Origin of the sequence: Limosilactobacillus reuteri subsp. porcinus, from assembly GCF_036621895.1 — a bacterium.
Lineage (GTDB): Bacteria > Bacillota > Bacilli > Lactobacillales > Lactobacillaceae > Limosilactobacillus > Limosilactobacillus reuteri_J.
The window spans coordinates 1-26710 of sequence record NZ_LN887341.1; the positions used below are offsets into that span (position 1 = coordinate 1).

General features: G+C 38.0%; 26 protein-coding genes, 1 other RNA gene and 1 pseudogene. 3 read left to right on the plus strand and 25 right to left on the minus strand.

The window, feature by feature from the left end; translation table 11 throughout:
• Positions 1 to 97 precede the first annotated feature (97 nt).
• The 17 genes and pseudogenes from AACL61_RS01540 to murB all read right to left on the minus strand — a co-directional run bounded on the left by AACL61_RS01540 (position 98) and on the right by murB (position 17907).
• Positions 98 to 958: a GRP family sugar transporter gene (locus tag AACL61_RS01540; RefSeq protein WP_102816611.1), complete on the minus strand. Its 861-nt coding sequence runs from the start codon at positions 956 to 958 to the stop codon at positions 98 to 100.
• A gap of 168 nt (positions 959 to 1126) precedes the next feature.
• A complete protein-coding gene (locus AACL61_RS01545) occupies positions 1127 to 2614 on the minus strand; it encodes a sensor histidine kinase (RefSeq protein WP_339110892.1) in 1488 nt (495 codons plus the stop codon).
• Complete coding sequence (locus tag AACL61_RS01550; protein WP_003670412.1) at positions 2614 to 3333, minus strand: response regulator transcription factor; 720 nt, start codon at positions 3331 to 3333, stop codon at positions 2614 to 2616. Before AACL61_RS01550 ends, AACL61_RS01545 begins: the two co-directional genes overlap by 1 nt.
• A 142-nt stretch (positions 3334 to 3475) precedes the next feature.
• Positions 3476 to 3849: a transfer-messenger RNA gene (ssrA, locus tag AACL61_RS01555) on the minus strand.
• A 93-nt stretch (positions 3850 to 3942) separates the two neighbouring features.
• Positions 3943 to 4554, minus strand: coding sequence for an aggregation-promoting factor (gene apf / locus AACL61_RS01560; RefSeq protein ID WP_035155145.1), 612 nt, complete (start codon positions 4552 to 4554; stop codon positions 3943 to 3945).
• Positions 4555 to 4876: 322 nt separating this feature from the next.
• Positions 4877 to 5683 carry a Cof-type HAD-IIB family hydrolase gene (locus tag AACL61_RS01565; protein WP_102816614.1) on the minus strand — a complete coding sequence of 269 codons (807 nt, stop codon included), beginning with the start codon at positions 5681 to 5683 and terminating at the stop codon, positions 4877 to 4879.
• Between the two features lie 4 nt (positions 5684 to 5687).
• A complete protein-coding gene (locus AACL61_RS01570; RefSeq protein ID WP_003670415.1) occupies positions 5688 to 6143 on the minus strand; it encodes a MarR family winged helix-turn-helix transcriptional regulator in 456 nt (151 codons plus the stop codon).
• 10 nt (positions 6144 to 6153) lie between these two features.
• The gene (locus tag AACL61_RS01575) at positions 6154 to 8019 is read right to left on the minus strand and encodes an acyltransferase family protein (RefSeq protein ID WP_102816615.1); all 1866 of its coding nucleotides are present in this window, start codon (positions 8017 to 8019) and stop codon (positions 6154 to 6156) included.
• A 61-nt stretch (positions 8020 to 8080) separates the two neighbouring features.
• Positions 8081 to 8392 carry a hypothetical protein gene (locus AACL61_RS01580; protein ID WP_003670417.1) on the minus strand — a complete coding sequence of 104 codons (312 nt, stop codon included), beginning with the start codon at positions 8390 to 8392 and terminating at the stop codon, positions 8081 to 8083.
• A 260-nt stretch (positions 8393 to 8652) separates the two neighbouring features.
• Positions 8653 to 10473, minus strand: coding sequence for a glutamine--fructose-6-phosphate transaminase (isomerizing) (glmS, locus tag AACL61_RS01585; RefSeq protein ID WP_339110893.1), 1821 nt, complete (start codon positions 10471 to 10473; stop codon positions 8653 to 8655).
• Positions 10474 to 10681: 208 nt separating this feature from the next.
• Entirely contained in the window at positions 10682 to 12037 is a 1356-nt protein-coding gene (gene glmM / locus AACL61_RS01590) for a phosphoglucosamine mutase (RefSeq protein ID WP_065532675.1), read from the minus strand.
• Between the two features lie 27 nt (positions 12038 to 12064).
• Complete coding sequence (locus AACL61_RS01595; protein WP_003670420.1) at positions 12065 to 12964, minus strand: CdaR family protein; 900 nt, start codon at positions 12962 to 12964, stop codon at positions 12065 to 12067.
• Positions 12948 to 13799 carry a diadenylate cyclase CdaA gene (cdaA, locus tag AACL61_RS01600; RefSeq protein WP_003666462.1) on the minus strand — a complete coding sequence of 284 codons (852 nt, stop codon included), beginning with the start codon at positions 13797 to 13799 and terminating at the stop codon, positions 12948 to 12950. The genes AACL61_RS01595 and cdaA overlap by 17 nt, the downstream gene beginning before the upstream one ends.
• Before the next feature lie 158 nt (positions 13800 to 13957).
• Positions 13958 to 15314 (minus strand): annotated as a pseudogene (gene fucP / locus AACL61_RS01605) (L-fucose:H+ symporter permease).
• Between the two features lie 18 nt (positions 15315 to 15332).
• Entirely contained in the window at positions 15333 to 15728 is a 396-nt protein-coding gene (gene rbsD, locus AACL61_RS01610) for a D-ribose pyranase (RefSeq protein ID WP_003666460.1), read from the minus strand.
• An 11-nt stretch (positions 15729 to 15739) separates the two neighbouring features.
• Positions 15740 to 16663 carry a ribokinase gene (rbsK, locus tag AACL61_RS01615; RefSeq protein ID WP_339110894.1) on the minus strand — a complete coding sequence of 308 codons (924 nt, stop codon included), beginning with the start codon at positions 16661 to 16663 and terminating at the stop codon, positions 15740 to 15742.
• A 347-nt stretch (positions 16664 to 17010) separates the two neighbouring features.
• Positions 17011 to 17907, minus strand: coding sequence for a UDP-N-acetylmuramate dehydrogenase (gene murB / locus AACL61_RS01620; protein ID WP_003676233.1), 897 nt, complete (start codon positions 17905 to 17907; stop codon positions 17011 to 17013).
• Between the two features lie 124 nt (positions 17908 to 18031).
• Between murB and AACL61_RS01625 the strand changes: the two genes are divergently transcribed.
• Both AACL61_RS01625 and AACL61_RS01630 read left to right on the plus strand, forming a co-directional pair.
• Positions 18032 to 18571 (plus strand): 3'-5' exonuclease, encoded by a 540-nt coding sequence (locus tag AACL61_RS01625; RefSeq protein ID WP_078009114.1) that lies wholly within the window; start codon positions 18032 to 18034, stop codon positions 18569 to 18571.
• 11 nt (positions 18572 to 18582) lie between these two features.
• Positions 18583 to 19005 carry a PAS domain-containing protein gene (locus AACL61_RS01630; protein WP_019253908.1) on the plus strand — a complete coding sequence of 141 codons (423 nt, stop codon included), beginning with the start codon at positions 18583 to 18585 and terminating at the stop codon, positions 19003 to 19005.
• Between the two features lie 31 nt (positions 19006 to 19036).
• Here the strand turns inward: AACL61_RS01630 and AACL61_RS01635 are convergent, their stop codons facing one another.
• The 4 genes from AACL61_RS01635 to AACL61_RS01650 form a co-directional block, all read right to left on the minus strand.
• On the minus strand, positions 19037 to 19546 hold the full coding sequence (locus AACL61_RS01635) for a GNAT family N-acetyltransferase (protein WP_003667486.1): 510 nt from the start codon (positions 19544 to 19546) through the stop codon (positions 19037 to 19039).
• Positions 19546 to 20004 (minus strand): tRNA (adenosine(37)-N6)-threonylcarbamoyltransferase complex ATPase subunit type 1 TsaE, encoded by a 459-nt coding sequence (tsaE, locus tag AACL61_RS01640; protein WP_003676239.1) that lies wholly within the window; start codon positions 20002 to 20004, stop codon positions 19546 to 19548. Before tsaE ends, AACL61_RS01635 begins: the two co-directional genes overlap by 1 nt.
• A gap of 117 nt (positions 20005 to 20121) precedes the next feature.
• Positions 20122 to 21096 (minus strand): phosphate acetyltransferase, encoded by a 975-nt coding sequence (gene pta / locus AACL61_RS01645; RefSeq protein ID WP_339110895.1) that lies wholly within the window; start codon positions 21094 to 21096, stop codon positions 20122 to 20124.
• A 60-nt stretch (positions 21097 to 21156) separates the two neighbouring features.
• Positions 21157 to 21846: a uracil-DNA glycosylase gene (locus AACL61_RS01650; protein ID WP_003676241.1), complete on the minus strand. Its 690-nt coding sequence runs from the start codon at positions 21844 to 21846 to the stop codon at positions 21157 to 21159.
• A gap of 150 nt (positions 21847 to 21996) precedes the next feature.
• On the opposite strand from AACL61_RS01650, the gene AACL61_RS01655 reads away from it, so the two are divergent.
• The gene (locus tag AACL61_RS01655) at positions 21997 to 22581 is read left to right on the plus strand and encodes an LURP-one-related/scramblase family protein (RefSeq protein ID WP_339110896.1); all 585 of its coding nucleotides are present in this window, start codon (positions 21997 to 21999) and stop codon (positions 22579 to 22581) included.
• 45 nt (positions 22582 to 22626) lie between these two features.
• On the opposite strand, the gene smpB is transcribed toward AACL61_RS01655, so the two are convergent.
• From smpB to secG, 4 genes are all read right to left on the minus strand, one after another.
• Positions 22627 to 23100, minus strand: a complete 474-nt coding sequence (gene smpB, locus AACL61_RS01660) for an SsrA-binding protein SmpB (RefSeq protein WP_003666449.1) — start codon at positions 23098 to 23100, stop codon at positions 22627 to 22629.
• Positions 23101 to 23117: 17 nt separating this feature from the next.
• Complete coding sequence (rnr, locus tag AACL61_RS01665) at positions 23118 to 25523, minus strand: ribonuclease R (protein WP_273774771.1); 2406 nt, start codon at positions 25521 to 25523, stop codon at positions 23118 to 23120.
• A complete protein-coding gene (locus tag AACL61_RS01670; protein WP_102816878.1) occupies positions 25510 to 26286 on the minus strand; it encodes an alpha/beta hydrolase in 777 nt (258 codons plus the stop codon). Before AACL61_RS01670 ends, rnr begins: the two co-directional genes overlap by 14 nt.
• 78 nt (positions 26287 to 26364) lie before the next feature.
• On the minus strand, positions 26365 to 26604 hold the full coding sequence (secG, locus tag AACL61_RS01675; protein ID WP_003667480.1) for a preprotein translocase subunit SecG: 240 nt from the start codon (positions 26602 to 26604) through the stop codon (positions 26365 to 26367).
• Positions 26605 to 26710 lie beyond the last annotated feature (106 nt).

Below are 26710 nucleotides of genomic sequence, written 5' to 3' on the forward strand. Positions count from 1 at the left end.
ACCGGATGATGAATTGTTCAAAAAATTCATCATCCGGTTTTTATTTTGGACTAGGAGTTTTTTCCCAGCCTCTTTTTAAGTTTAGTTTTAATATAATTTAAGCAAAAATAGTTAAAATACTTCCGGCAACAATAAAGATGATTCCGGCAATTGTAAATGACATTTCCCGCCGAGTCTTGTGTTCATGAAGAACTAAGATACCACCAATTGTTGCAATGATAACGTTCATTTGCGTGAAGACAAAGGCCGTATTAATTCCTAATGCCCGTCCAGCAAAGATATAAGCTAAGGCCGCAATTCCCCAAGAAATACCACCCCAGATATTGAGGTATTGTTCCTTTTGCTTGAAGGAATCAATATTTCCTGAACAAATAGCATAAATTACAGATCCAAGTAAAATACCAAGCATTTCTGGAAGGAAAATTCCTAAAGAACTATCATTAGCAACCATTGGCATCTTGGGGAATGCTGAGTAAACCCAGTAACCAATTGTAGTAATAAGTAAGAAGAAGAAGTTTTGAACAGTAATCTTCTTCCCAGTACTTTCATCAGAGACAGAGGTCATCAAAGCCCCAACAATAACGATTGCTAAAGCGATAAATCCAACAGTAAGGGCACGTGCTCCACGCCATTCTCCAAAGATAATAACCCCAATCAAAGAGTTACCAACTAATTGAAATACTGTCGATAGTGGAATAGTGTTTGAAACACCCATCCGCTTAAATGAAACGAATTGTCCAATTTGACCAATTGTCCACAAAGCCCCACACAGTACTGAGAACCAGAATCCAGTCGTTGTAACAGTTGGATGACCGATAATAAACGCAACCAACCCAACAATCGTAGCACCGGCACCAATACCAAACATTTGGTTAATCGTTGAACCACCGATCTTACCAGTGATCAGCGGCATAATTCCCCAACCAATCGCAGGGATTAAAGCAAGTAAGTAGTTCATAAAAAATTCTCTCCTATCAATCCGTAATATTATTACGAGATATAAGTGTATCATATGGTAAACGCTTTCACAAGCGCTTTCTTTAAATTTCTTTAGATTATAAAAATTGGTCTACAAAAAAGAAACGCTTTATTATCACAGTTAAAGCGTCTCGCTCAAATTATTGGCTTACTTTTTGTCTTTATTATTTGTAGGTTGAATATTATGCGGAGCGTATTCACGATCAGGGAAAAAGATTGTAAATGTCGTCCCCTTACCATACTGACTTTTTACGTCAATTTTTCCGCCATGAAGAAGAACTAACCGCCGCACAATTGCGAGTCCTAAGCCAGATTCTCCGTACTTAGTATTCATCCGTGAACGATCAGCTTTATAGTATCGTTCCCAGATATTTTCAAGTTGTTCAGGAGTCATCCCAATTCCATTATCTTGAACTTCAAATTGACTTCCCTTTTCCACACGTTTTCCTCGAATGTCAATAATTCCGTTATCAGTGAATTGGATTGCGTTTTGAATGATATTGAACATAATCTGTACAAACCGATCATAGTCTGCATATACCCGTAAATGCTTTTCTACATCTAAGTGCAGAGTATCCTTTTTCTCTTTTGCCTTTTTCGCTAACTGCTCTCGTAAATTTTCGAGTACTGCGGACGCATCAAATACTTTCCGTTCCATCGCAATTTGGTTAGTGCGAATCTTTTCATAATCCAAATTATCATTAACCAAGCGAATTAAACGCCGCGTATCATTTTGCATTAACTGGATACTATGCTTTTTATCCTCTTCTGGAATCGCATCATACTGTAACCCTTCAAGAATTCCATTAATGGTTGTTAGTGGCGTCCGCATTTCATGGGCTGCATTGGCCATAAATTGGCGTCTCCGCTCCTCTTGCCGGCGAATTTCTTGTTGCGATTCACGTAACGAAGCGGTCATTTGGTTAAAACTCCGACCAAGGTCTGCCACTTCATCACGCCCATTATCGTCCACTTCAACATTGTAATTTCCTTGCGCAATTTGGTGAGTAGCCATCCGCAATCGATCAATTCGTTTGGTAATTGACCGTGCCAAGAAGTAACTAACTGCAAGCGTTACAAGACTAGCAGTCAGTAATGCCATTATTAAGTTAATCTTTATTTGATGCATATTTTGCTCAATTGTCGAGACGAAAGTTGCAATCGAAACTACCGCAATCATCTTTCCTTTATAGAAGTATGGTCGTGAAACTTCGGTCATTCGTGGAGAAACACCCTTTGATACTCGTGAATTAATTTTAGGAGTAATTAGTTTAGTACAAACAGTTTCTCCCTTTTTTAACTTTTTCCAATCACTTTTACTCATACTAGGAGCAAAGCCGTTACTGGCAAAGATTTTCCGGTGAGTTGTATCATAAATTGCAAAGTGAACATTTTGCCGTGTTAAAAGATTGGCATTGCTATTTAATGATTCTGTAGCAAACCCTTCAAAACTTTGGGTTGCCATATTGTAACGAATAGAATCCTGAATTAAACTATCAGAATAACTTTTCAATTGTTGCCACGTATTGTGATACATAGTGTTGTTAGTCACATTGATAAACGAAATACTAACAATCACCATTAGCGTCAAAATAATCGCAAAAAATGAAAGCATCAACCGATACATTAATTTCATTAGTCGTTACCCTCGTCATCAAACTTATAGCCGACCCCCCATACAGTCTTAATTACTTGAGGTCCAATATTTTCTAACTTTTGCCGTAACTTTTTAATATGAGCATCAACAGTTCGCTCATCACCATAATATTCATAATCCCATACTAATTGTAAAAGTTGTGAACGGGTGAATACTTGACGTGGTTTAGAGGCAAGCGTCTTTAATAAGTCAAATTCTTTCGGTGTCAAGTCACCGACCGGTTTTCCATATAAGAATACTTCTCTTGTCTTAGTATTCATCTTAAAGTTCTTTGTTTGAATATCGAATGTATCATCACTATCAGTATCTTGAACATCCTCAAGTTTGTTTAAATGTGTTCGCCGATAAAGGGCCTTGATCCGCGCAATTAAAGTAATTGTACTAAATGGTTTGGTTACATAATCATCAGCACCAATTTCCAATCCCAATACCTGATCACTTTCAGTATCACGGGCTGTCAACATAATTAAGGGAACTGTTGGTGATACCCGTCGAATATCAGCTGCAACCTGCATTCCATCCTTTTTAGGAAGATTGAGGTCTAGCAAAATAATATCCCATTTATGAGGGTCAGCGTTAAACTTTTCTTCTGCTTCCACGCCATCATAAGCAAATTCATAGTGCCATTTTTCTTTCTTAAAAAACATTGCCATCATTTCACAGACAGAATGATTATCCTCAATCATTAATATTTCCATTTAATTCATTCCTTTATATTTTATCTGAACTCTATTTACTGATTTTTACATGAGAATATCTTCTTATGAAACCCCACTAATTATCCTAATATTTAGCATTAAAAAAGACTGCCATAAACCAATGGCAGTCCTTATAGGCATATAGTGGAGATGACGGGAGTCGAACCCGTGTCCAAGCATATCGCCATTTCAATCTCTACGTTCATATCTCAACTATTTAGATTTCACTAACCAAAACGCCGTTGATCAGGGCAACCATGGTTAGCTAGCTTGATTAATCTCTTCTTATTACTTCAAACGGGAGTAATAAGCGTAGTCCACTAATTATAAAACCCATTACCGCATCATGGACGAACCCGGAATGGATCTACGCGCGCTACTTGTTAGGCAGCGTATGCGTAAGAGTTTGAATTATTGTTTGCAGTTATAATTTAAAACTGAGCGTTTTTACGAAGACGCAACCTTCGAAACGCAATTGAAACTCGACCTATACCTGTCGAATCCATAAACATCCCCATAAGAGGTATACTTATTATACCACATTTGTACAAAAAAGCGAGACTATGAAGATCAGCTTCTTAGTCTCGCTTTTGCTTGTTAGTTTAAATTTTAGTACCAGCCATTAGCTTGCCAGTGAGCCTGAGCATTTTGCCATGAACCGTAACGACTTGCAACGTATTGGTCAGCAACCCGTTCTTGGTTAGCTGCTGAGTAGTCACCGTTAAGGTATGATGCTGATAATTGGTACTTACCAATGTATTGACCGTTAGTAGCACCGTAGTTACCACCAGATTCACGAGCGGCAATCCAGGCCTTAGCAGCAGCTTCTGAACCTGAAGCATTTGAAGTATAGCTTTGGCTAGCTTGACTTTGAGCTTGTTGAGGTTGTGCAGCTTGTTGTTGAGTAGCTTGAGTATTGTTATTAGCGACGTTTGCATTAGCTGCGTTTTGAGCGTTGTATTCTTGAATTTCACCATCGCTCTTGATGATTAACTTTTGGCCAACATAAATCTTGTTAATATCTTGAATATTGTTCTTCTTAGCAAGATCATTAACCATACTGTTGTCTTTTGCGAATTTGTAAGAAATACCTGAAAGTGTGTCACCACTTTGTACGGTGTAAATAGTGTCGGCGTTAGCAGCAGTAGCCGTTGCACTAACACCTAAGGCCACTGCACCAAGAGTAGCAGATACTTTAGCAAAGTTTTTCTTAGAAATCATAAATTAAACAACCATCCTTTATTATTTAGCAAATTATCTTTTCCGTTTCAACACCCTATATATTACACTCTTAATATTACTAAGCTGTAACAGCACCATTTCTATTTACTACTCTCCGTTGGCTTTTTGTAATATTTTGTAATATAAGTTGTCAATTAATATGATTATAAAATCTGTAAGTCCTTGTACTAGTTAGCTTTTAGGGTCCCATAACTTTTATTGAAAAGTCATTAAATTATACATAAAAAAGAGTATTTTTTTAGCAAAAAATTCATATTTGCGCCAAAAATACTCTTTATTTTACTTTTTATAACAATCTTTATTACAAAAGTGTTGCAAAATAACGTTCACAATACTTTGCAACCCCGTCATTATCATTTGTATCTGTAATTGCTGTTGCCACTGCTTTAACGTTAGGAAGCCCGTTTTCCATTACAATTCCTTGGGCAGCTGCTTCAATCATTTCAAGATCATTATCAGCATCCCCAAATGTCATCAAATTACTAAAATCATCCCCAAAATGATCTAGTAGCGCCTTCAGTCCAACCGCCTTATTTAATTTTTTAGGTAAAAATTCCATTATCATTGGTTGGGATTGAACTGCATGATACTGCGCTTTAAGATTAGCTGGAAGTTCTCCTATAATAGTAGACAATTTTTCAGGGGTGATTGCCATTACAGCTTTACTATAAGTTTTTTCCGGCATATCACTCATTGGCAAAGATTGGAATTCAATATTCTTTAACACTGTCCGATAAATAGATCCTGGATAATCATTTAATTCGTATACCCGTTCAAAGTCTAAAACATTGAGGGGAATCTTTTTTCGTTTAACATAAGAAAATAGTGGCAGTAAATCACTCTTTTTCATCCCTAATTCAAAAAGATGTTCACGTGATTCATTATTAATAACTAATCCGCCATTAAACGTAACTGTGTAATCATCTGAATCAGTTAAACCAAGCTGTTCAATATATGGCCAAATTGCATTGATTGGGCGGCCAGTACAAAGCACTACCTTAATTCCCTCTTGATGTAATTGCTTTAGGACATGTTCATTACGTTGACTAATTTCTTTATTACTATTTAAAAGCGTATTATCTAGGTCTAGCGCAACCATCTTAATCATTTTCTTATTCCTTCTTTCGGATATTCCCCTGAATTATTTGTTGATTAAAGTCTTCAAAAAGTGTTAAAAACTGATCAGCACGATCTTCACCATAAATCTGAACCCAATTGGCAAAGCGGTGATTAATCCTTTGCCAAATCTCACTTTCAGCATCTTTGCCTTTTTTTGTTGCAACTAAGAACATTCGCCGTCGATCGGCTGGATCAGCTTTTTGTTCAACATATTTTTGTTGAAAAAGAACTTTTAATTGGCGAGAGACGGCACTCCTTGTTACTTGCCGTTGCTCGGCAATATCCATTAGTTTGATATTAGGATGGTTAATTATTTTTCGTAAAATCAAGAATTGTTCAAAAGATAAATTATATTCACTCGCTGGTTCGGAAATAAAGCTTTCGATGCCCTTTAATCCTGTTAAGTAAATATTGATAGCTTTGTCTAATAATTGATCTTCGTGTGTCATTACTAACCTCCTATTTTTTTGTCAAGATCCCCTTTGCAATTAACCGTGCAAAATGATCATTTCCGCTTGGTCCCATATGTACATTGTCACTTGCAAACCAATCAGAGTGCCCTTGACTTGCCTTATTCCAATCGACCACATGGATATTCTTATGCTTCTTGGCTAAATCTTTAATTTCATTATTAACTGTTTGCTGCCATGGCTTTGTTGGAACATGGGCAGTTACCCAATAGATTTGGTGTCCAGAGCCAATTGCACTTAAAATATCATCCAACGTATCTTGAGTCATCGGACCGTTTGTTCCCAAATTTAAGATAACAATCTTGTTTAAATGCCCATCTGCCTTTAATTGTTTGATAACATCAGGAGCGGCAGAACCTTGACGTCCAACTTGTGCATCAACATAGGCATTCGGCATTAATTTCTGAATACTATCTGCGGCATCAGCCATCACCGAATCACCGATGGCCGTTACCTTTAACTTCTGCGCTGCTTTTATTTGCGCCGGAGTTAAATCATACTGTTTCTGAAGCTTAGAAGTATTACCACTAGCTTCTGCAACATTATCACCCTTTGCAATCTTCTTATTGTGTTCTTCAGCAGCCTGATGATTTTGCTCTATCCGTTGCTGAACCGCTGTTTTCTTTGGTGCACGGTTTGGCTGGCAAAAACCGATAAATGCAATAACAACAACTAATGCACTTACCATCATGTTAGCCCCGCTTTGCCAACTAAAATGATGCGTTTCTAACACATGCTGAAGATCAGCTGGTAATTTTGACCACTGATACTGGGCAAATGGGCGTTCAATTAACCGGTAAGAAACTTCACTTACTACTAAAATAATAATAATTTCCACGAATGCATTGAGAAGTGGATGATTGCCGACATTGATCAATCGTTCATAAAAGACCATAACGGGATATTGATAAACATAAATCCCATAAGAACGCTGCCCAACCCAATGAAAAACCGGATTTGTAAACCACTTGTTCATCCCCGCACCTGGGTGAATGATAGTAGCCATTAATATCATTCCAATAAAACTATAGAGAAACATTCCCCCGCGGTAAGTAAAAGATGACTGTCCATTCAATGAGAAAAAGCCAACAATGGTCAATACTGTTGCAATAATTCCTATAGTATTAAGTAAACGGCGACTATTTGCCTGTAAATTAGGTCGAAGTCGATTTAATGGCCACGCAAGCCCTAACCATGAGCCAAGCAAAAGAGAAAAGGCCCGAGTATCAGTTCCATAATAAACTCGATTGATATTTGCTGGGTCGTAAAGAACAGCCATTTCTATTGCTGACAATACAGCCAATATAAAAACTACCCGCCGCACATTCTGTAGCTTCTTAAAAACCACAAATAACAACGTAATAATCAGGGGCCACAGAAGATAAAATTGTGCTTCAACCCCTAATGTCCAAAGATGGGTAAAAGGTGAAACGCCACCAAATTGATCAAAGTAGGACTGCCCGTGACTTATTTCCCACCAATTATATACCCACGTTAAATTAGTAACGATTACCGCCCGAATGTTATGGAGTAATTCTCGCGCAAATAATGTAATATACGCTGTCGTTAAAATTAGCATCGCAATTAATGTCGGATATAGTCTCCGAAATCTCTTTAGATAGAAATGCCCTAAATTAATATGACCACCATATTTAAGCTGCCGACTAAATTGATAGGTTACAAAATATCCAGAGACTAATAGAAAAAGTGGCACTCCTAAATAACCACCCATCAAAACATTGGGCAATAGGTGGTAAATAATAACTCCTAAGACAGCTAATGTTCGTAAGCCGTCTATCCCTGTAACGAAATAGTGCGACTTCATCCCCTGTGATGGATTAAAATTTGGCTTCATTGCCTAACCTCCACATTTTTATATCCATTTTTAGTACTACCAAATAATTCAGCTTCCTGATTTACCCAATATGATTTTCTTTTAAGATCGTTTGAACAACCTCTTCAATCTCTGGGGGGCGTTTCCATTCTTCCCAATGATCCATTGCTTCGGTTTGCATCTTATAGTGAGTATTTATAAAGTGTTCATATTTAATAACATTTTTAGAATGAGGGATATTTAGTTCTAAAATACGAACCTCTTTAATAAAATTCCGTTCAGCTGCTAATTCTGCACGACCATTTTGAACCATATTACCAATTTCATAATATTTTGAGCCGTCATTACGGGTAATTTCCTCAATTAATGTTAACGTTTCGTGTTGTTCTTCCACGTTGTTCTTCCCCTTTCAACCCTTATCATTATAGCGAGTTTAAATAAAAAAATCACCGTCTAAAAGACGATGATCGGCATAAGAGAGAAAGAGAATTGATTAGAAGGTAATTACTTTATACCTTGCAACTATTATGATAGCGTTTCCATAAATGCAAGTCAACCCTTTTATTAAACAAATTTAAAGAAAATATCAAATTACTTTAAAAATAAAAAGAAGTTAGGAAACCAACTAAAACGTTTCTAACTTCCTTTATAATTTTATTGAACTGTAACAGACTTTGCGAGGTTACGTGGTTTATCAACATCAAGTCCCTTACCAAGACTAGTGTAGTAAGCCAATAATTGGGCCGGAATTACACTAAGAAGTGGCGTCAACACTTCATCGACATCGGGAAGAACGAATGTATCGTCTTCTTTTGCAAGGTGCCGTGAAACAATTGTAATTGCATTCGCCCCGCGAGCTTGCGTTTCTTCAAGGTTACTCCGTGTTAAACCAGCAGTCCGATCTTGGGTAATGATTCCAATCACTGGAGTCTGATCTTCAATTAAAGCAATTGTTCCATGCTTTAATTCACCAGATGCAAAGCCTTCCGCTTGAACGTATGAAATTTCCTTTAACTTCAAAGCAGCTTCAAGTGATACTGACCAATCCATTCCCCGACCAACGTAGAAGGCGCTTGGAGATTTAGAGAGATAACGAGAAGCAATTTCTTCGACTTTCTTTTTGCTATCAGTAATTGATTGCATACCATTAGCAACTAATCCTAATTGATGCTTTACATCAAAGTCTTTAGCTGCTTGCTTATCCATGTAAACGCCTAATGCTTGAGCAAGAATAGCTTCGACAGCAATTTGGGCAGTATAGGCTTTTGTTGAAGCCACGGCAATTTCTGGACCAGCGTAAAGTAATTCAGTGTAAGTAGCTTCACGAGAAAGCGTTGACTTGTCAACATTAGTAATTGTTAAGCTTGGCCAGTTATGCTTATTAACATTAACCAGTACTTCCCGACTATCAGCTGTTTCACCACTTTGACTTAAGAAGATAAAGAACGGCTTCTTAGAAAGGAGTGGTTGCTCATAAGCAAATTCTGATGAAATGTGAACAGATGTAGGAATTCCACAAAGTTTTTCAAAAATGCGCGCACCTACTAAACCAGCATGATAACTTGTACCGGCACCAACGATGTAAAGGTGGTCAGCATCTGCCATATCTTTTAACATCTCTTCATTAATCTGTGCTACATCATTGTCACCAAAGTATTCTTGAACTAACTTCCGCATAACAGCTGGTTGCTCGTCAATTTCCTTTAACATGTAGTATGGGTAAGCACCCTTATCTGCGGCATTAGCATCCATATCAACCTTAAATGTTGGCCGATCAATCTCATTACCATCAAAGTCTTTAACAGTAACGTGATCTGGCTTAACGATTACCAACTCGTGGTCACCGATTTCCATAAAGGTATTAGTTTCCTTAATCATTGACATTGCATCAGAACCAACCATGTTGTAACCATCAGCAATACCGACTAGTAATGGACTCTTATTTTTAGCAACAAATAATGTATCTGGTTGTTCTTTATCCATCAATACAAATGCATATGAAGAATCTGGGCTGATTAAACGAAGAACCTTAAGAAGGGCTGCTTCTGTTGACATTCCAGATTCAACTACAAATTTATCAACTAATTGAACAATTACTTCTGTATCAGTTTGACTAACAAATTTAACGTCAGATAAGTATTCTTTCTTTAAGTCAGCATAATTTTCAATTACACCGTTATGAACTAAGTAGAACCGTTCGTCTTGAGAGTATTGAGGGTGAGCATTGGCTTCGTTTGGTTCACCATGAGTAGCCCACCGGGTATGACCAATACCGGCTAAACCATGGACTTCTTCTCCAAGAGCCGCTTCTAGATTAGCAATCCGACCTGGCCGCTTCACAAGGTAATCATGTCCTTGTTGATCATTAACATAAACTCCTGCAGAGTCATATCCACGATATTCAAGACGCTTTAATCCATCAATTAGAATTGACAAACTCTTGTCAGTTCCTGTAACTCCAACAATTCCACACATAATTAAATTCCATCCTTTAAATAAAATTGGTATAGATAACTAGTGATTATCACTAAATCTAATCAACTGTATTGTATAGTACAGTTTTTAGATTATCTTGTCAATTATTTTATTAGATTGGTCTATATGATTTAAAATTTATTAAAAGATTAAAAAGCGAGACTAGAAGAATAAATTTTCTTCCAGCCTCGCTTTTTCACTTCTCAAGTTATTCTACTTCTAATTCCGCGCGGGCAACATCACCGATCCGTTCAACGTATTCATGAACTAATTCTGGCGTAGCTGCTTCAGCCATAATGCGCAAAAGAGGTTCAGTTCCACTAGGACGAACAAGAACCCGTCCGTCGCCGTTCATTTCCTTCTCGACTTGCGCAATAATTTCCTTTAATTTTTGATTTTCCATTGCAGTAGTTTTATCTGCTACCTTAATATTCAATAACTCTTGTGGATAAGTTGTTACATCATTTGCCAATTCAGCGAGTGTCTTCCCAGAGTCTTTAACTACAGACAAGAGTTGCAGTGCGGTAAGCATTCCATCCCCAGTTGTATTGTGATCTAAGAAAATAATATGTCCTGATTGTTCACCACCAAGGTTATAACCATTTTTCAGCATTTCCTCAACAACATACCGGTCACCAACCTTAGTCTTAACACTCTTTAAGTTGTGTGCTTCTAAAGCTTTGTACATTCCCAGATTACTCATCACAGTTGTAACTACTGTATCTTTCTTAAGTAATCCCTTCTTATCCATGTACTTACCACAGATATACATAATCTTATCACCGTCAACAATATTTCCCTCATTATCAACAGCAATACAACGGTCACCATCCCCATCAAATGCTACTCCAAGATCAGCATCATTTTCCACAACTGCTTTTTGGAGGCTCTCTGGGTGAGTTGATCCACAATTTAGGTTAGTATTTAAGCCATCTGGTTGATCATTAATTGGAATAAAGTCAACATTCATATCAGCAAAAAGATTAGAGATGAAGCCGCTTGTTGCACCATTAGCAGCATCAACTACCACTTTTAATCCTTCAAGATCATTTGAAACAGTTTGTTCCAAGAATGAAGTGTACTTTAATGCTCCCTCATGATAATCAGCAACTGTTCCTAAGCCTGCATCAGATGGTCGTGGCAACGTATCTTCTTCAGCATCTAGTAATTGTTCAATTTCATATTCCAATTCATCTGATAATTTAAATCCATTACCACCAAAATATTTAATCCCGTTATATTTAATTGGGTTATGACTAGCAGTAATCATAACTCCAGCATCAGCTTCTTGTGCCCGAACAAGGTAAGCAACCCCAGGAGTAGTTACTACGCCTAGTCGTAGAACTTCAATACCAACGGACAATAATCCAGCGATCAAAGCATTTTCTAGCATTTCACCAGAAATTCGTGTGTCACGAGCAACTAATACTTGAGGTTGTTTTCGTTCTGAGTGCCGAGTAAGGACATATCCACCTGCGCGACCAACACGGAACGCCAATTCTGGACTTAAATCTTGATTTGCAACTCCACGAACTCCATCAGTTCCAAAATATTTTAACTTCATTTCACTTCTCCTCTATGTGTATCTTTATTATTGATTTCGACTACTTGAACTTGAATCTTTATTGCTTATACTACTTGAAGATTGGGATGTTTCAGATGAAGAATCTGAAGAGTCATTTCGCGATGTTGCTCTTGAATTACTCTTTGCTTCTTCACTCTCTTCACTACCACTACTACTTGATGAACTATCATTTGAACTGCTGCTTTGTGAACCCGCAGAAATAGGAATAGAAACATTAGTAGTAGTTGGTGAAATCACAACATTAAGTGTTTGACCATTCCGATCAATTGCTTGTAGTGTTACCTGTCGTGCAATATTATCCTTTGCATCGTGCGGAATTGCTACAAAAGCAACAATTCGATTTACTTTATTAACTTCATCTCGTGAACCAGTAACTTGGACAGTCTGAATATCACTATGTGGACGTCCAAGCTTATAGCCATTATCCAAATCTCTAGTACTCAAACGAATAGTTACTTTCATTGTAATCGTCTTGCGTGGTTGAATATTAACATTAATATATTGTGGCTCAATTTTAGAAGTTAATTCTGAATTTAACCCACTCGTTTTTAACTTTACTCGGTGTTTACCAGGAGTCAAGTCAGACAAATCCGCATACACCTTAAAATTTTGAGTATTAGAGGTAGTTGTAACCAATGCGGAAGGACCGGTTACCTTAACCTTAACATATTGAGGATACCCGCTGACAATATACTTATTATTATCAATTGTCACATCAAGGGGCATTCGAAGGGTAACGGATTTATTCGACATTAAAGCACTACTCTGGTTATTATTCCGAGTATTTTGACGAAGGAAGCCGCTTTTGCTCCCATTTACATACATGAATAGAAAGAGTGCTAGGATTAACGAAATAATTCTCAAAAACCATTTCCGGCGAAAGAAGCCTTTAGTGTCCTTGCCCATGACGGCCACCTCCTTTACGTTGAAACTTAGCATAAAGTTCTGTTACCAAGTTTTCGTGTTGAGGCTCATGCGTATACAACTGAGCACGTAAGAACTTTAGGTATTCATCTCGCGACATGTTTCGAATTAATTCATTATCTTTCGTAATTGAAACTTCGCCGGTTTCTTCTGAAATAACAATTGTCAATGCATCTGTCACTTCACTAATTCCGACAGCAGCCCGATGTCGTGTCCCTAATTCTTTAGGAATCAATTTACTATCAGACAAAGGAAGATAAGCAGCCGCTACTGCAATCCGATTATTTTTTATAATCACTGCTCCATCATGCAAGGGCGTATTAGGAATAAAAGTATTAATAAGTAATGCCCCTGAAATATCAGCATCGAGTGGAATACCTGTTTCAATATACTCTTCTAGACCAGTCTTCATTTGAATACTCATTAAAGCACCAATTCTTCGCTTTGACATGTACTGAATCGCTTGGTCTAATTGCTTAATCATATCTTCTTCTTTCTCATTTGCTGTTTGATTATGAGTAAAGAAAGTTCCTCGACCAAGGTGTTCCAGTCCGCGCCGAATCTCTGGCTGGAAGATAATAACAATTGCAATAACACCCCAGTTGATAATCTGGTCCATCACCCACGAAACAGTACTTAACCCAACATACCAACTAACAATCTTAACCAAAATAATGATCAAAATACCGCGAAATAGTTGGACAGCTCTTGTACCACGAATCAACATTAATAACTCGTAGATTAAAAACCAAATTACTAAGATATCAATTAAGTGAATCAGATTCTGCCATGTTAGAAGCGAAATTATAAATTGCATCGCATTCACCATCCTCTAAATCACGTTCATATTATATCATTTCATTTCGTATTTAGCCTAATCTAGAAAAAATTACTTTAAAGTTTTGGAAATAAATAAAGGCTCAGCTGATTAAATAACCGCTGGGCCTTTAATATTAAATTATTTCCTGGGAAATTTTAGTGTTCTTGCACTTCATTTGGATGAGCCTTTTCCCAACGGTGCTCAGTCCAGAAGTAAATAGTGATAAGTGCGAAACAAATTGCTGGGACAATGAATGATAACTGCATTGAACCAGTTAAGTCTGATACCTGTCCTTGAATTGTTGGAACAATTGCCCCACCAATTAAGGACATAACGATAAATGCACCACCAGTTTCGGTGTACTTCTTTTCATGAATTTGATCAAGAGTATGAGCATAGATCGTTGGCCATTCTGGTCCAAAGAAGAAACTAGTTGCGATTGCCGCAATTACCGCTGTGATGTTAGGAACAGTAAAGGTAATTACCAATGAAAGTGTTCCAAGCAATGAGAACCAAGTCAATACCTTAGTAATTGAGTAACGGTCAAGGAACCAGTTTGCAACTAACTTACCAAAGAACCAAGCGATGTAACTGTAGATCATGAAAGTTGAAGCAGCTGCATCAGAAATATGAGAATCAAGGCGTAATGCTAACCGAATAGTGAATGACCATACAGTCGTTTGCATACCAGCATAAATAAACTGACAGAGAACCCCTTTCATGTACCGCTTATTGTGGAATAAGTAGTTGAAAGTTTCGCCAAGTGATGGTTGGTCTTCTTTAGTTTCAGAACCAGTTGAGAAGGTCTTAGCGCGAGGCATCTTAGTAACTGCCAAAACGATAAAGATGATGATTAAAACAATCAAAATATACTTATAAGGTTGCAAAGTCAATTGAAGCAAGTGTTCATTGTAAGCTTCTGCCTCAGATTTTGACATCTTAGCAACCTTGTCGGCAATATTTCCACCTTCACCGAAAATAAGGTACTTACCAAGAACGATTCCCATGATATCACCAAGAGGAATCAAAACATTAGCAACATTTAACCGTTTGTTAGCAGTTTCTTTTGGCCCAAACATCGTTGCATATGTATCACAACTAGTTTCAAGAAAACTCAAACCAATAGCAATAGCAAAAATAGCAACTAAAAACATACTATAAGTAGCAACATGTGAAGCTGGGAAAAACATTCCACAACCAATAATATAAAATAATAGCCCAATAAGAATTGCTAACTTATATGATGTCTTCTTAATAAGAATTGAAGCTGGAATTGCCATTAAGAAATAACCACCGTAAAAGGCACTTTGAACAAAGGCTGTTGCAGTATCATTTAAGGTGAAAACCGTCTTAAATTGTGTAATCAAAATATCATTAAGACTGGCCGCTGCCCCCCCATAACGGGAAGATTAAACATAAAATAACAAATTGGAACATTGGTGTCCGACTTAAATAACCGTCTGAAAGTTGAACCCAACTTTGTCCATTCTCTTTTTTTACTTCATTTTCCATAAAAACTAACCCCTAATATTAAAATGTTACTCCTGATTCAAGGATAATGTTTGAGTATGGCGTCATTTCCCCTGTCCGAATGAAGGCATGTGTCTTGGCAAGACTCTTCTTAAGCTCACTGTGAGGCATAAATGCAACCTCAACATCTGGTAATGCCTTCTTAATATTTTCAAGTTGTTCTGGATTTTGGTCCTTGATTTCCTCAGCTAAGTAAATCTTTTGAACCTTCATTTCCTTAAGAACATTATTCAATACGTCCATAAAGCTTGGCAATTCCTTATCAACAGCCAAATCAATCTTCTTAGTACCAAATGGAACGGGCATTCCTGCATCACCAATTGATAACCAATCCATATGTCCCATATTAGCCACGACAGCTGAAACTTCTGAATTAATAATCCCTGTTTTCTTCATGATAGTACTCCTTAATTTTCTGCTAATGCTTTTATAACCGCATCATGGTTTGGAATAGAAGGCATTGCTCCCATTTGTTGAACAGTCAAACTAGATGCTCGTTGTGCGTAGACAAGTGCCTTGTCAACATTTGATAAGTCCTTTTCTAATTGTGAACTTAATGCCCCAAGGAATGTATCACCAGCTGCTGTAGTATCAACTGCCTTAACCTTAAATGCTGGAACTAATCCATGAGCTGTAGGTGTGGAGTAAAATACTCCTTTTGAGCCTAAAGTAATTAAAAGGTGTTTAACTCCCCGTTCACGGAAGTAATCAGCACTCTTTAACATTGATTCTTCATCAGTAATTTCAATACCTGTTAATAAGGCGCATTCACTTTCATTGGGAGTGATAACATCTGTATATTTTAATAATTCAGGTAAAATCTCATGAGCTGGTGCTGGATTTAAAAGAGTAGTAACACCATGTTTTTTAGCTTGCTTAAATGCATCTAAAGCAACTTCTTGTGGTGTTTCAAATTGACTAATTAAAAAGTCAGCATCTTCTAAAACATCATCAATGCCGTTAAGAACATCAGTGGTCATTGCTTGGTTGGCACCGCCATATACCATAATGTCATTTTGACCATTAGCATCTAAAGTAATCGCAGCACTACCAGTACCGTGTAACTCATCAATCATGATGTGGCGTGTATCAATATGATCATCAGCCAATGATTCAAGCATGTAAGCTCCTTCTTTATCAGAACCAACTGCTCCAATAAAGGCCGTCTTGACACCAGAGCGGGCTGCTGCAACTGCTTGATTGGCACCCTTACCACCAGGAGCAGAACTCTTACTTACTGCTGAAATGGTTTCACCAGGTTGAGGGAAGCGATCAACGTGATAAGTAGTATCAACGTTAATACTTCCTAAAACAACTACATTATTGCTCATAAATATACCTCATAAATATACTCCTTACTTTGTGAATTTTTTTCAAAAAATGAGACTTAAATATCCTATCATATTTTGAAAGTGATTACAAAGCTATTTTTATCAGCCAGTGAATCGGTATACTTCAAAATCCTTTGAAATCGCTTTTTATCCATAATAATAATTTTTCAATGAGTAATTTGTGAGATTTTTTCACAATTAACAAATAATAAGATCAATCAAATTACTTTTTCGCTTTTTAACGGCACCTAACTATTAAGTTAAATTCATTCATTACTTCACTATCTTTAAAATAATAAAAGTGCAAGCTTATTAATAATCCTTTAATAAACTTCCACTTTATATTTTTAATCTTGCCGACCGATAATCCTTACTTCGGTTTCAAGATCAACACCAAATTTTTCTTTAACTGTCTTTTGGACATGATGGATAACATTTACGTAGTCTGCTGCGGTTCCATGGTCAATATTAACGATAAAGCCAGCATGCTTAGTCGAAACTTGTGCTCCACCTGAAGTATAACCTTGCAATCCAGCATCATGAATCAGCTTTCCGGCATAATATCCTTCTGGCCGTTTAAAGACACTTCCACAAGATGGGAGATCTAATGGCTGCTTAGCCTCTCGCCGTTCATTTAGGTCATCCATCCTTGCTTTGATATCATCATACTTACCCGGTTCCAAAGCAAACGTAGCATCTAACACGACGCCATTATTATCTTGAATACTGCTATGCCGATAACCGAAGTCCAATTCTTCATTAGTAAGGTGTTTAATTGTTCCATCAGGCAGCATTACGGTTGCCTCAGAAACAACATTTTTAGTTTCACCACCATATGCACCGGCATTCATGAAGACAGCCCCACCAATACTGCCTGGAATACCAGCAGCAAATTCTAATCCAGTAAGTTCACTATCACGAGCTGCCTCGGTTGTTGCAATATAAGATGCCCCTGCCTGTGCAGTTACCTTATTATCATGAACTTCAATTTTATTAAGCCGCGTAAGAATAATTGTTAAATCATCTATACCGCCATCGCCAACAATCAAATTACTGGCGTTTCCTAAAACCGTTAAGCCCATTTCATGCTCACGAACATAATCAACCAATTCTTTTACCTGGTCAATCGTTTCGGGAAAAGCCAACCAGTCAGCTGGACCTCCTGTTTTAGTATAGGTGTAATTCATTAATGGTTCATCTTGTTTAATTTCAATATCAGGAAATTCGTTCATCAAATTAGCCATTCTCTATTTCTTCCTTTTTTGTATTTACTTTCAAGAGCTATTGTATCATTTTTCAAAAGTAAAAGTTTTGAAAAATGATTAGTTGATTGTAAAATAAAATTATCGACTTTTGCAAGGAGGATGTATGATGAATTTTATAGCAATGGACTTTGAGACTGCTAATGGCAAGCGTTACAGTGCATGTTCGCTCGCACTCACAATCGTTCGGAATGGACAAATTGCCGACGAATTTTACACCCTAATTAATCCTCATACTAAATTCTTTTGGCGTAATACACAGATTCATGGCATCCACGAACGTGACGTCCAAAATGCGCCTGATTTTCCAGAAGTATGGGAACATATCAACCAATTCTACACTCCTGATAAATTAGTTATTGCCCATAATAATCGATTTGATAATAGTGTTTTAAAGAATACGTTAGAACATTACGATATCGAAGTCCCCGCCTACCAGACACTCGATACTGTTGCTTCAAGCCGCCAGTTGATTCCAGGACTAACAAATTATAAACTTAATACTGTTTGTGACGCGTTAAATATCGACCTTCATCACCACCATAATGCTCTTGATGATGCTCAGGCTTGCGCTAACATTCTGCTTTATCAAAGCAAGCATTTTACCCCGCAACAGATTCAGCCCTTTATTAATTTAATCGGCTAAAGGAGAGAATCATGACAGATATTAATCTTAAAGGTGGAAAATTAAGTATTGAACAACTTAATACTATTTTTGAAACCATCCCCGTAGAATTCGATTTCATTGATGAAAATGATATCATTCGCTGGTCATCAGCTAATCGGCATCGTTTATTCAAGCGAACGAATGCAGACTTAGGTAAACATGTGCTTGAGGTTCATCCCGGGCATAGTCAAGGCCATGTTAAGCAAGTCCTCCATGATATGCATAGCGGAGACCGCGATTCAATTAGCATTATGATCAAGCATCATGGTCAACCTGTAAATATTGCCTTTTATGCCTTACGTGATGATCAAAATAAATACCTTGGATGTGTAGAGGTAACGCAAGACGTTAGTAAGCAGCAAACAAAGGGATCCTTCTGGCGAAACATTATGCAAGTCCTACATAAAAAATAAACATATGTACAAAGAAAGAGGAAATGATGGCTTACTTTTCCATTGTTTCCTCTTTTTTATTATCGTATTGCATTTGCAGGACATTACGACCCTGCTCAACTGTTTTTCCTATTGTAACAAAGTGTAATTGCTGATAAAGATTAATTGCCGGAATATTATCCTCAAAAACTGTCAGGACCAAATTTTCTAAACTACTATAAGTATTAAACCAATATTCTGCTTCATCGACTAATAAGCGACCGATTCCGTTTCGCCAATACTTTTTCCGTACCACGACTCCTAATTCACCGGTTGTCGGTTGATGATCTAATACCATTACAGTAACCATCCCCACAATCTCTTCGCCGAGCATCGCAAGTAAAATAACACAATCATCAAATTGATTTATTAAATCGATATTTTTTGCTTCTGTCTTTTCACTAATCTCATTTAGATGCGGAACTAATACCGCGTCACTTTCAGTTGCAGTTACCCGTAAAAATTGCAAAACAGCCCCGGCATCCTCACTCGTTGCTAGCTTTATCGAAATGTCATCTGCCATTATTCCACCACGCTTTTTACAATTTGGTCAAAATGCTGTCCATGAGGTTCAAATTCCAGAACACGAGTATTATCATCATCTGTTCGCTTGAAGTGGATAGCTAAAAAGTCAGCTGGCAATTCATCTTCAACAAATTCAGCCCATTCAACAACTGAAACTCCATCACCATCAAAGTATTCTTCAAGTCCGAGATCTTCTGCTCCCCCATTTTCTAAGCGATATGCATCCATATGATATAAGGGGAGACGGCCATCTTGATATTCATGAATAATTGTAAAAGTAGGACTTTTAATGATATCAGGAATTTCTAACCCTGCAGCCAATCCCTTGGTAAAAGTAGTCTTGCCTGCTCCTAAATCACCGTCTAAGACTAGCACATCCCCGGCAACTAATTGCTGACCAATTTTCTTTCCAAGGGCAATTGTTGCGTCACGATTCGTTAACGTTAAGCTCTCCATAGTACTCTCTCCAAGTTTAAAATACTAGCCTTATTGTACCCATCTCATGTTTAAAAAGCAAAGGAAGTGGGACTAAACTCGCTTGCGAGTTTTTAGTCCCACTCCCTCTATCAATATTTACAATGCTTGTGCTGCGGTAATCATTGCAACCTTATAAGCATCATCTTCACTACATCCCCGTGAAAGGTCTGCAATCGGTGCGTTAAGTCCTTGAAGAATAGGACCAACTGCTGTAAACCCGCCAAATCGTTGCGCAATCTTGTAACCAATATTACCTGCTTCCAGACTTGGGAAAATAAAGACATTGGCATGACCAGCAACTTTTGAATCAGGGGCTTTAAGTTCACCTACTGATGGAACAACAGCAGCATCAAATTGTAGTTCACCATCAGCTGGTAAGTCGGGATCCAATTCATGAACTAGCTTAGCAGCATCCGCAACCTTGGTAACCATTTCGCCCTTAGCAGAACCCTTAGTTGAAAAACTAAGAAGCGCAACCTTAGGATCAATTTCAAATAAGCGAGCTGTTTCTGCACTTTGAATTGCCACTTCAGCCATTGTTGGCGCATCCAATTCAATATTAATTGCACAGTCAGCAAAGATATAACGTTGATCGCCTTTAATCATGAGGAAAGCCCCACTAATTCGATGGGCACCAGGCTTAGTCTTAATGATTTGTAATGCAGGCCGAACAGTTGCCCCAGTTGAATGAACAGCACCAGAAACCATTCCATCAGCCTTTCCCATGTAAACAAGCATCGTTCCAAAGTAGCTCACATCTTCAAGCATCTTTTGAATTTCTTCAGGAGTATTCTTCCCTTTGCGCCGTTCCATTAATGAGTCAAATATTGCTTGCTTATCGTCTTCTGGATAAGTTGCTGGATCGATAATTTGAAGGCCAGCGAGATCAAAACCGTTTTTACTTGCAACTTCTTTAATCGCTTCTTCATCACCAAGTAAAATTGGCTCTACTAAATTATCTTTCTTTAAACGGACAGCAGCTCCTAAAATCCGCTTATCTTCACCTTCAGGGAAAACAATTGTCTTGTTTTGTCCCTTAATCTTTGCAGCAATCTCATCAAATAATTCCATAATGCAAGTACCTCCTTATGGTCATTAAACATTTTAAAGTTGTGACTAACAATCACATCTTTAACGATAATTTGGTTCGGCAGGCAGTTGCCAATCAATTGGCTGTTCTCCCATTGCCTGAAGTGCTTCGTTTGTTTTAGAAAATGGTCGAGACCCAAAGAATCCACGGTTAGCAGATAATGGACTCGGGTGAGCTGATTCAAGAACGATATTTGTCTTCGTATTAATTAACTGTTTCTTATTTCGAGCAGCTCGTCCCCACAAGATGAACACCACTGGTTTAGGACGTTCAGATAAAGCATGAATCGCCGCATCTGTTAATTGCTCCCAGCCATGTCCACGGTGAGAATATGCTTGCCCTGCTCGTACTGTCAAAACCGAATTTAACAACAGGACACCTTGATCAGCCCATTTCTTCAAATAGCCGTGATTTACCGGTGTACAACCTAAATCACTTTGCAATTCTTTGTAAATATTCTGTAATGAAGGCGGGACCGGTACCCCAGGCAGTACTGAAAAACTACACCCATGAGCTTGGTTTGGTCCATGATAAGGATCTTGACCAAGGATAACAACTTTAACCTTACTAAAAGGAGTCCATTCAAATGCTTCGAAAATATGATGCATTTCTGGATAGATCGTTTGATGGGTATATTCTTCTTTTAGGAAATTATGCAATTGCGCATAATATGCACTTTCAAACTGGGGCTTTAAAACTTCCCACCAGTCGTTATGAATTAATTGTTTCACGATTATTAGCACCTCGCCTATTATTTTAGCATAATTAAACATCATCATGGGATAAATTGGAAGCGTTTTTTAACTTAGAAGTTTCTTCACCAAATTTGCTAAGAAGCTGGTAAAATAAAAGGTAGATTATCAAAGAATGGTGGTGGCAAAGTGCGACAATTATATATTCGCGATCGTTCAAGTGATTTACATGGAACGACCGTCATTCGCGATAAGAATGGTAAATCGTGCTATCTTCTTGTCGGTAAATGGGGAATGAGGTACGATGTCCTATCATTATATGCAATTGATGGAGCCTTATTAGCTGAAGTGAAGCAATTAACTCTTGGACTGTTACCCAAATTCGCGTTATATGTTAATCGGCAACGCGTTGGAACAATCGGAAAAGGTCTTGGGTTTGTTCAACAGGTTATTTATATTCGCGGTATTAACTGGATCGTTGTTGGTTCACCATTAGCAAGCCGCTACCGTGTTTTTTCCGGTAGTCACTTAGTTTTTTCAATTCAACCTGTTAAACTATCAAGTGGATATTGTCATGAATTAAAAATAAATAAAAAAGAAGATGAACCTCTAGCAATTCTAATCGCTAGTATTCTCAACCATTGGGCTCGACGAAGCGAACAGGAACCATTATTAGCACGGTTGATAAAACGTTCCCCTAATCTTAATACCAGCATGTCATTTTCAATTAGCAATCAGTTAAACTTTAACTGTAAAGAACGCAGAAACAAATAGATTTTAAAGTGAAAAGCCTAGGTGANNTCACCTAGGCTTTTCACTTTAATAATGTTTCATAACTCGTTCAATTTCACGGTTTTGTTCACGACGCTTAATTGCTTCACGTTTATCGTACTGGTGTTTACCTTTGGCTAGTCCTAATAAAACTTTTGCATAGCCGTGTTTAATATACATTTTCAAGGGAATAAGCGTAACTCCCTTATCCTGTAAGGCTCCTACAAGCTTATTGATTTCCTTTTTGTGCAATAGCAACTTGCGATTTCTTAATGGATCTTGATTGAAGTAAGTCCCATTATCATACTCACTAATATGCACATTCATTAACCAAGCTTCACCGTTACGAACTTGGGCAAATCCATCTTTCAAATTCACCCGGTGAGCACGAACAGATTTTATCTCCGTCCCCGTTAAAACTAATCCTGCTTCAACAGTATCCGTGACAAAATAATCATGACGTGCCTTTTTATTTTGTGCAATTAAATTGTCATTATTTTCTTGATGGGATTTTTTTGCCATGATATCCCTCCCCGCTCTTAATGGTGGCGACGAACGCCTTCATGATCACGTGAATTATTGTGGTGACGAGTTTGTCCCCGATTTATTTGACGATTATTTTGACGACCATTTTCTTGGTGAGTTCGACGCCATTTTCCTTGAGTATTACGGTAATGATTACCGCTAGTGTTCTCATGACGGGAATTATTATTGGCACGTCCTTTGCGGCCACGACCTCGACCCCGATATTCATCATTACGTGGGACCCGAATCTTTGTCTTTGGTGCTTCTTCAGGGTTAACAATTTCAAAATCAACTTCACGAAGATCTTTATCTGCCCGAACTAACTTAACCTTAATAGGTTGTCCCATTTGGAAAATTCGATGAGAGTTTCGTCCAATTAAGGCCATGTGTTTTTCTGAATATTCATAATAATCATCATTCATGACGCTAATATGAACTAACCCTTCAACTGTATTTGGCAATTCGACGAACAAACCAAACTTCATCACTGAACTTACGACGGCATCAAAGGTTTCGCCAACATGGTCTTCCATGTATTCGGCTTTCTTCATACTATCAACATCACGTTCGGTATCAATTCCCCGCCGTTCGGTAACCGAAGTATGTTCAGCAATTTCTGGAAGCTTATCACGCCAATGGTCCTTAGCTGGTTCGTTTTTACCATGTTCTTCGTACCACTTAATCAAACGGTGAACCGTATCATCAGGGTATCGCCGAATTGGTGAAGTAAAGTGAGTGTAGTATTTAGCGCCTAAGCCAAAGTGACCTAGCTCTTCATCCGAGTATTTAGCTTGTTGCATACTACGTAACATCATCACTTGAACCATTTGCTCTTCAGGAGTACCAGCCACATCCTTCAATACTTTTTGAAGCATCCCTGGTTTAACATTCTTAATATCACCATGAACCTCAATTCCAAACACAGCTAAAAAGTCCACAAATGATTTAATACGTTCACTATCTGGTGTTTCATGGATCCGGTAAAGGAATGGAACGTGTTCCTTAAAGTAGTGTTCAGCAACTGTTTCATTAGCAGCTAACATAAAGGATTCAATCATCCGTTCAGAAAGTCCCCGATCTCGTAGTTGAATATCAGTTGGGTGACCCTTTTCATCCACAATAATCTTTGCTTCAGGAGCTTCAAAGTCAATAGCACCACGTTTTTTCCGATTCTTAAGCAGTAATTTGTGAATCTCCCCCATTGTTTCAAACATTGGAACGAGATCTTCATATTGCCTCATCGTTTTAGCATCATGCGACTCCAGAATCTTATTAACTGCTTTATAAGTCATTCGGGCATGTGATTTCATAACACTTTGGAAGATTCGGTGATTAACAATTTTCCCTTGCTCATCAATTTCCATTTCGCAACTCATAGCAAGACGTTCTTCATTAGGATTTAAAGAGCAAATTCCATTAGAAAGCCGCTTAGGAAGCATTGGAACTACCCGATCAGTTAGATAAACAGATGTACCACGCTTAAATGCTTCTTGATCAAGCGGTGTACCTGGCTTTACATAGTGAGTAACATCCGCAATATGAACCCCAAGGTGGTAGTGCCCATTATCCATCTTCCAAGCTACCACCGCATCATCCAAGTCTTTTGATTCAATTGCATCAATGGTAACAAGCGGTTGGTCAGTAATATCCACCCGACCCTTTTTTTCTTCTGGGAGAACATGAAGCGGAATCTTATTAGCTTGTTCCATCACTTCTTTAGGGAATTCATGAGGGACGTCGTGAGCATAGATTACTGACATAATATCAATACCCGGCTCATCCTTATCACCAATCACTTCAGTAACGGCACCCGTCATTACTTCCGGTGCCTCATCACTAGGATAAGTCTCAACAGTAGCTGTTACTACTTGGCCGTCAAGTGGTTTTAATCCCTTGTCCGTTACATAGAAATGATACTGCGATAATTTCTTATCTTTAAGCAAAATTTCACCAATGTAATCATCGCCGATAGTCGCTTGCTTAAATTCACCAACTACATTTTCATATTTATGTTCAACAATCCGGGTTACTTGACCTTCTGGACCCTGATCACTACCTGCTTTTGCTGGACGTAATATTTTAACTTCTACCTGGTCCCCATTTAATGCATGCAAAGTATGATCAGGATTAATATACATGTCTGGAAGATCAGGGTCATAGTCTACAAAACCGAACCCCTTATCGTTTCCGTGGAAAGTTCCAATAAGTGGTTGCTGTTTAATAACTGCTTCGAATTCACCATGATCAGTTACTTGAACCTTTTTCTCTCTTTCCAATTGAGCAAGAGATTGAACGATCGGTGTAAACTGCTCAGCATCATCCATCCCTAATTGATGAGCAAGTTTTTCTGCTGAGTAACTCACACCTGCATTATCTGTTAAATGTGTTAATATTTTTTCTTTTAAATTATTTGTTGTCATTAGAAGACACCTCGAATAAATTTTGTAAATATTTTTCTACATCGGCAAATAGTTGACGATGAGCGGTATTAACTGTTAATAAGTGAGTAGCGGTTGGGTAGTAATGGTAATCAACTGCAACCCCATTCTCCTGTAATTTTGTTTTTAATTGCAGTCCAGACGCTGGATCAATCATTTCATCTGCGCCTCCTTGTGCAATAAAGAATGGCTGATGAATCTGATCTAATTGGTCACAAATTTGATGCGCCATTGTTTGAATTTGTGCTAGTTGTTGGGGGAGTCGTTCAGTCAATTTAGCAACCTTTTCCTTAGTAATTAATGGGTTGATTTTTTGCTGACGATAATACTTTGCCGCAATTTTAGGGAAGTATTCCGGAACATTTGATTGTCCCCAGGTGGTAATTGGGGATGCAAAAACACCACCACCTAATAATTGCGGATCATTCTCAAGAGCTCTTGTTGCAAGTAAACCACCAAGCGATAACCCCAAAATTGCAATTTGATCAACTCCGGCATCTCGTAAACGAAAAATTGCCATCCGGGTATCATCCCACCAATCATCTGGGCCATTGCTTTCCAGCACCTTTTGCGGATCACCACCATGACCATGCAAAAGCGGTGCGAAAACCGTATATCCCTGCCAGTTAAGCTGACGTCCCAGCATTCGAACATCATTCGTATTTCCTGTATATGCATGAAGCAAAATAACTCCATGCCGTCCACTATGGGGAAAGAAAAAAGACTCACCAGTATACGTTATCACTACATCATCCCCTGCACTCCAACCGTAGCGTCAAAAAAGCCCCCTGGAATCACAATAATTTCAGGAGGCACTTTAAATTTAATGTGATGAAACGTAAATCATCGCTAATGCCAGAATAAAGAAGAGTGCTCCACAAATTGTTGTAACAATCTGCATAACAGCTTCAAATCCCCGCGCTTTACGACGTGAGAATAAGTCACCTGCACCACCTGTCAAAGCTGACATTGCATCATTATCGTTTTTTGCTGGCTGCATCATTACACAAGCAATTAATACAACGCAATCAATTAAGAATAAAGTCATTAATGTGTTATACAAGGATTTTTCCTCCTAATACTTTCACGCTTTTATCTTAATTATCATATCATATTTATTGTTCTATTGCTATCCTTGTGCATAATGCGTATCTGTCAAGTTTTCATAG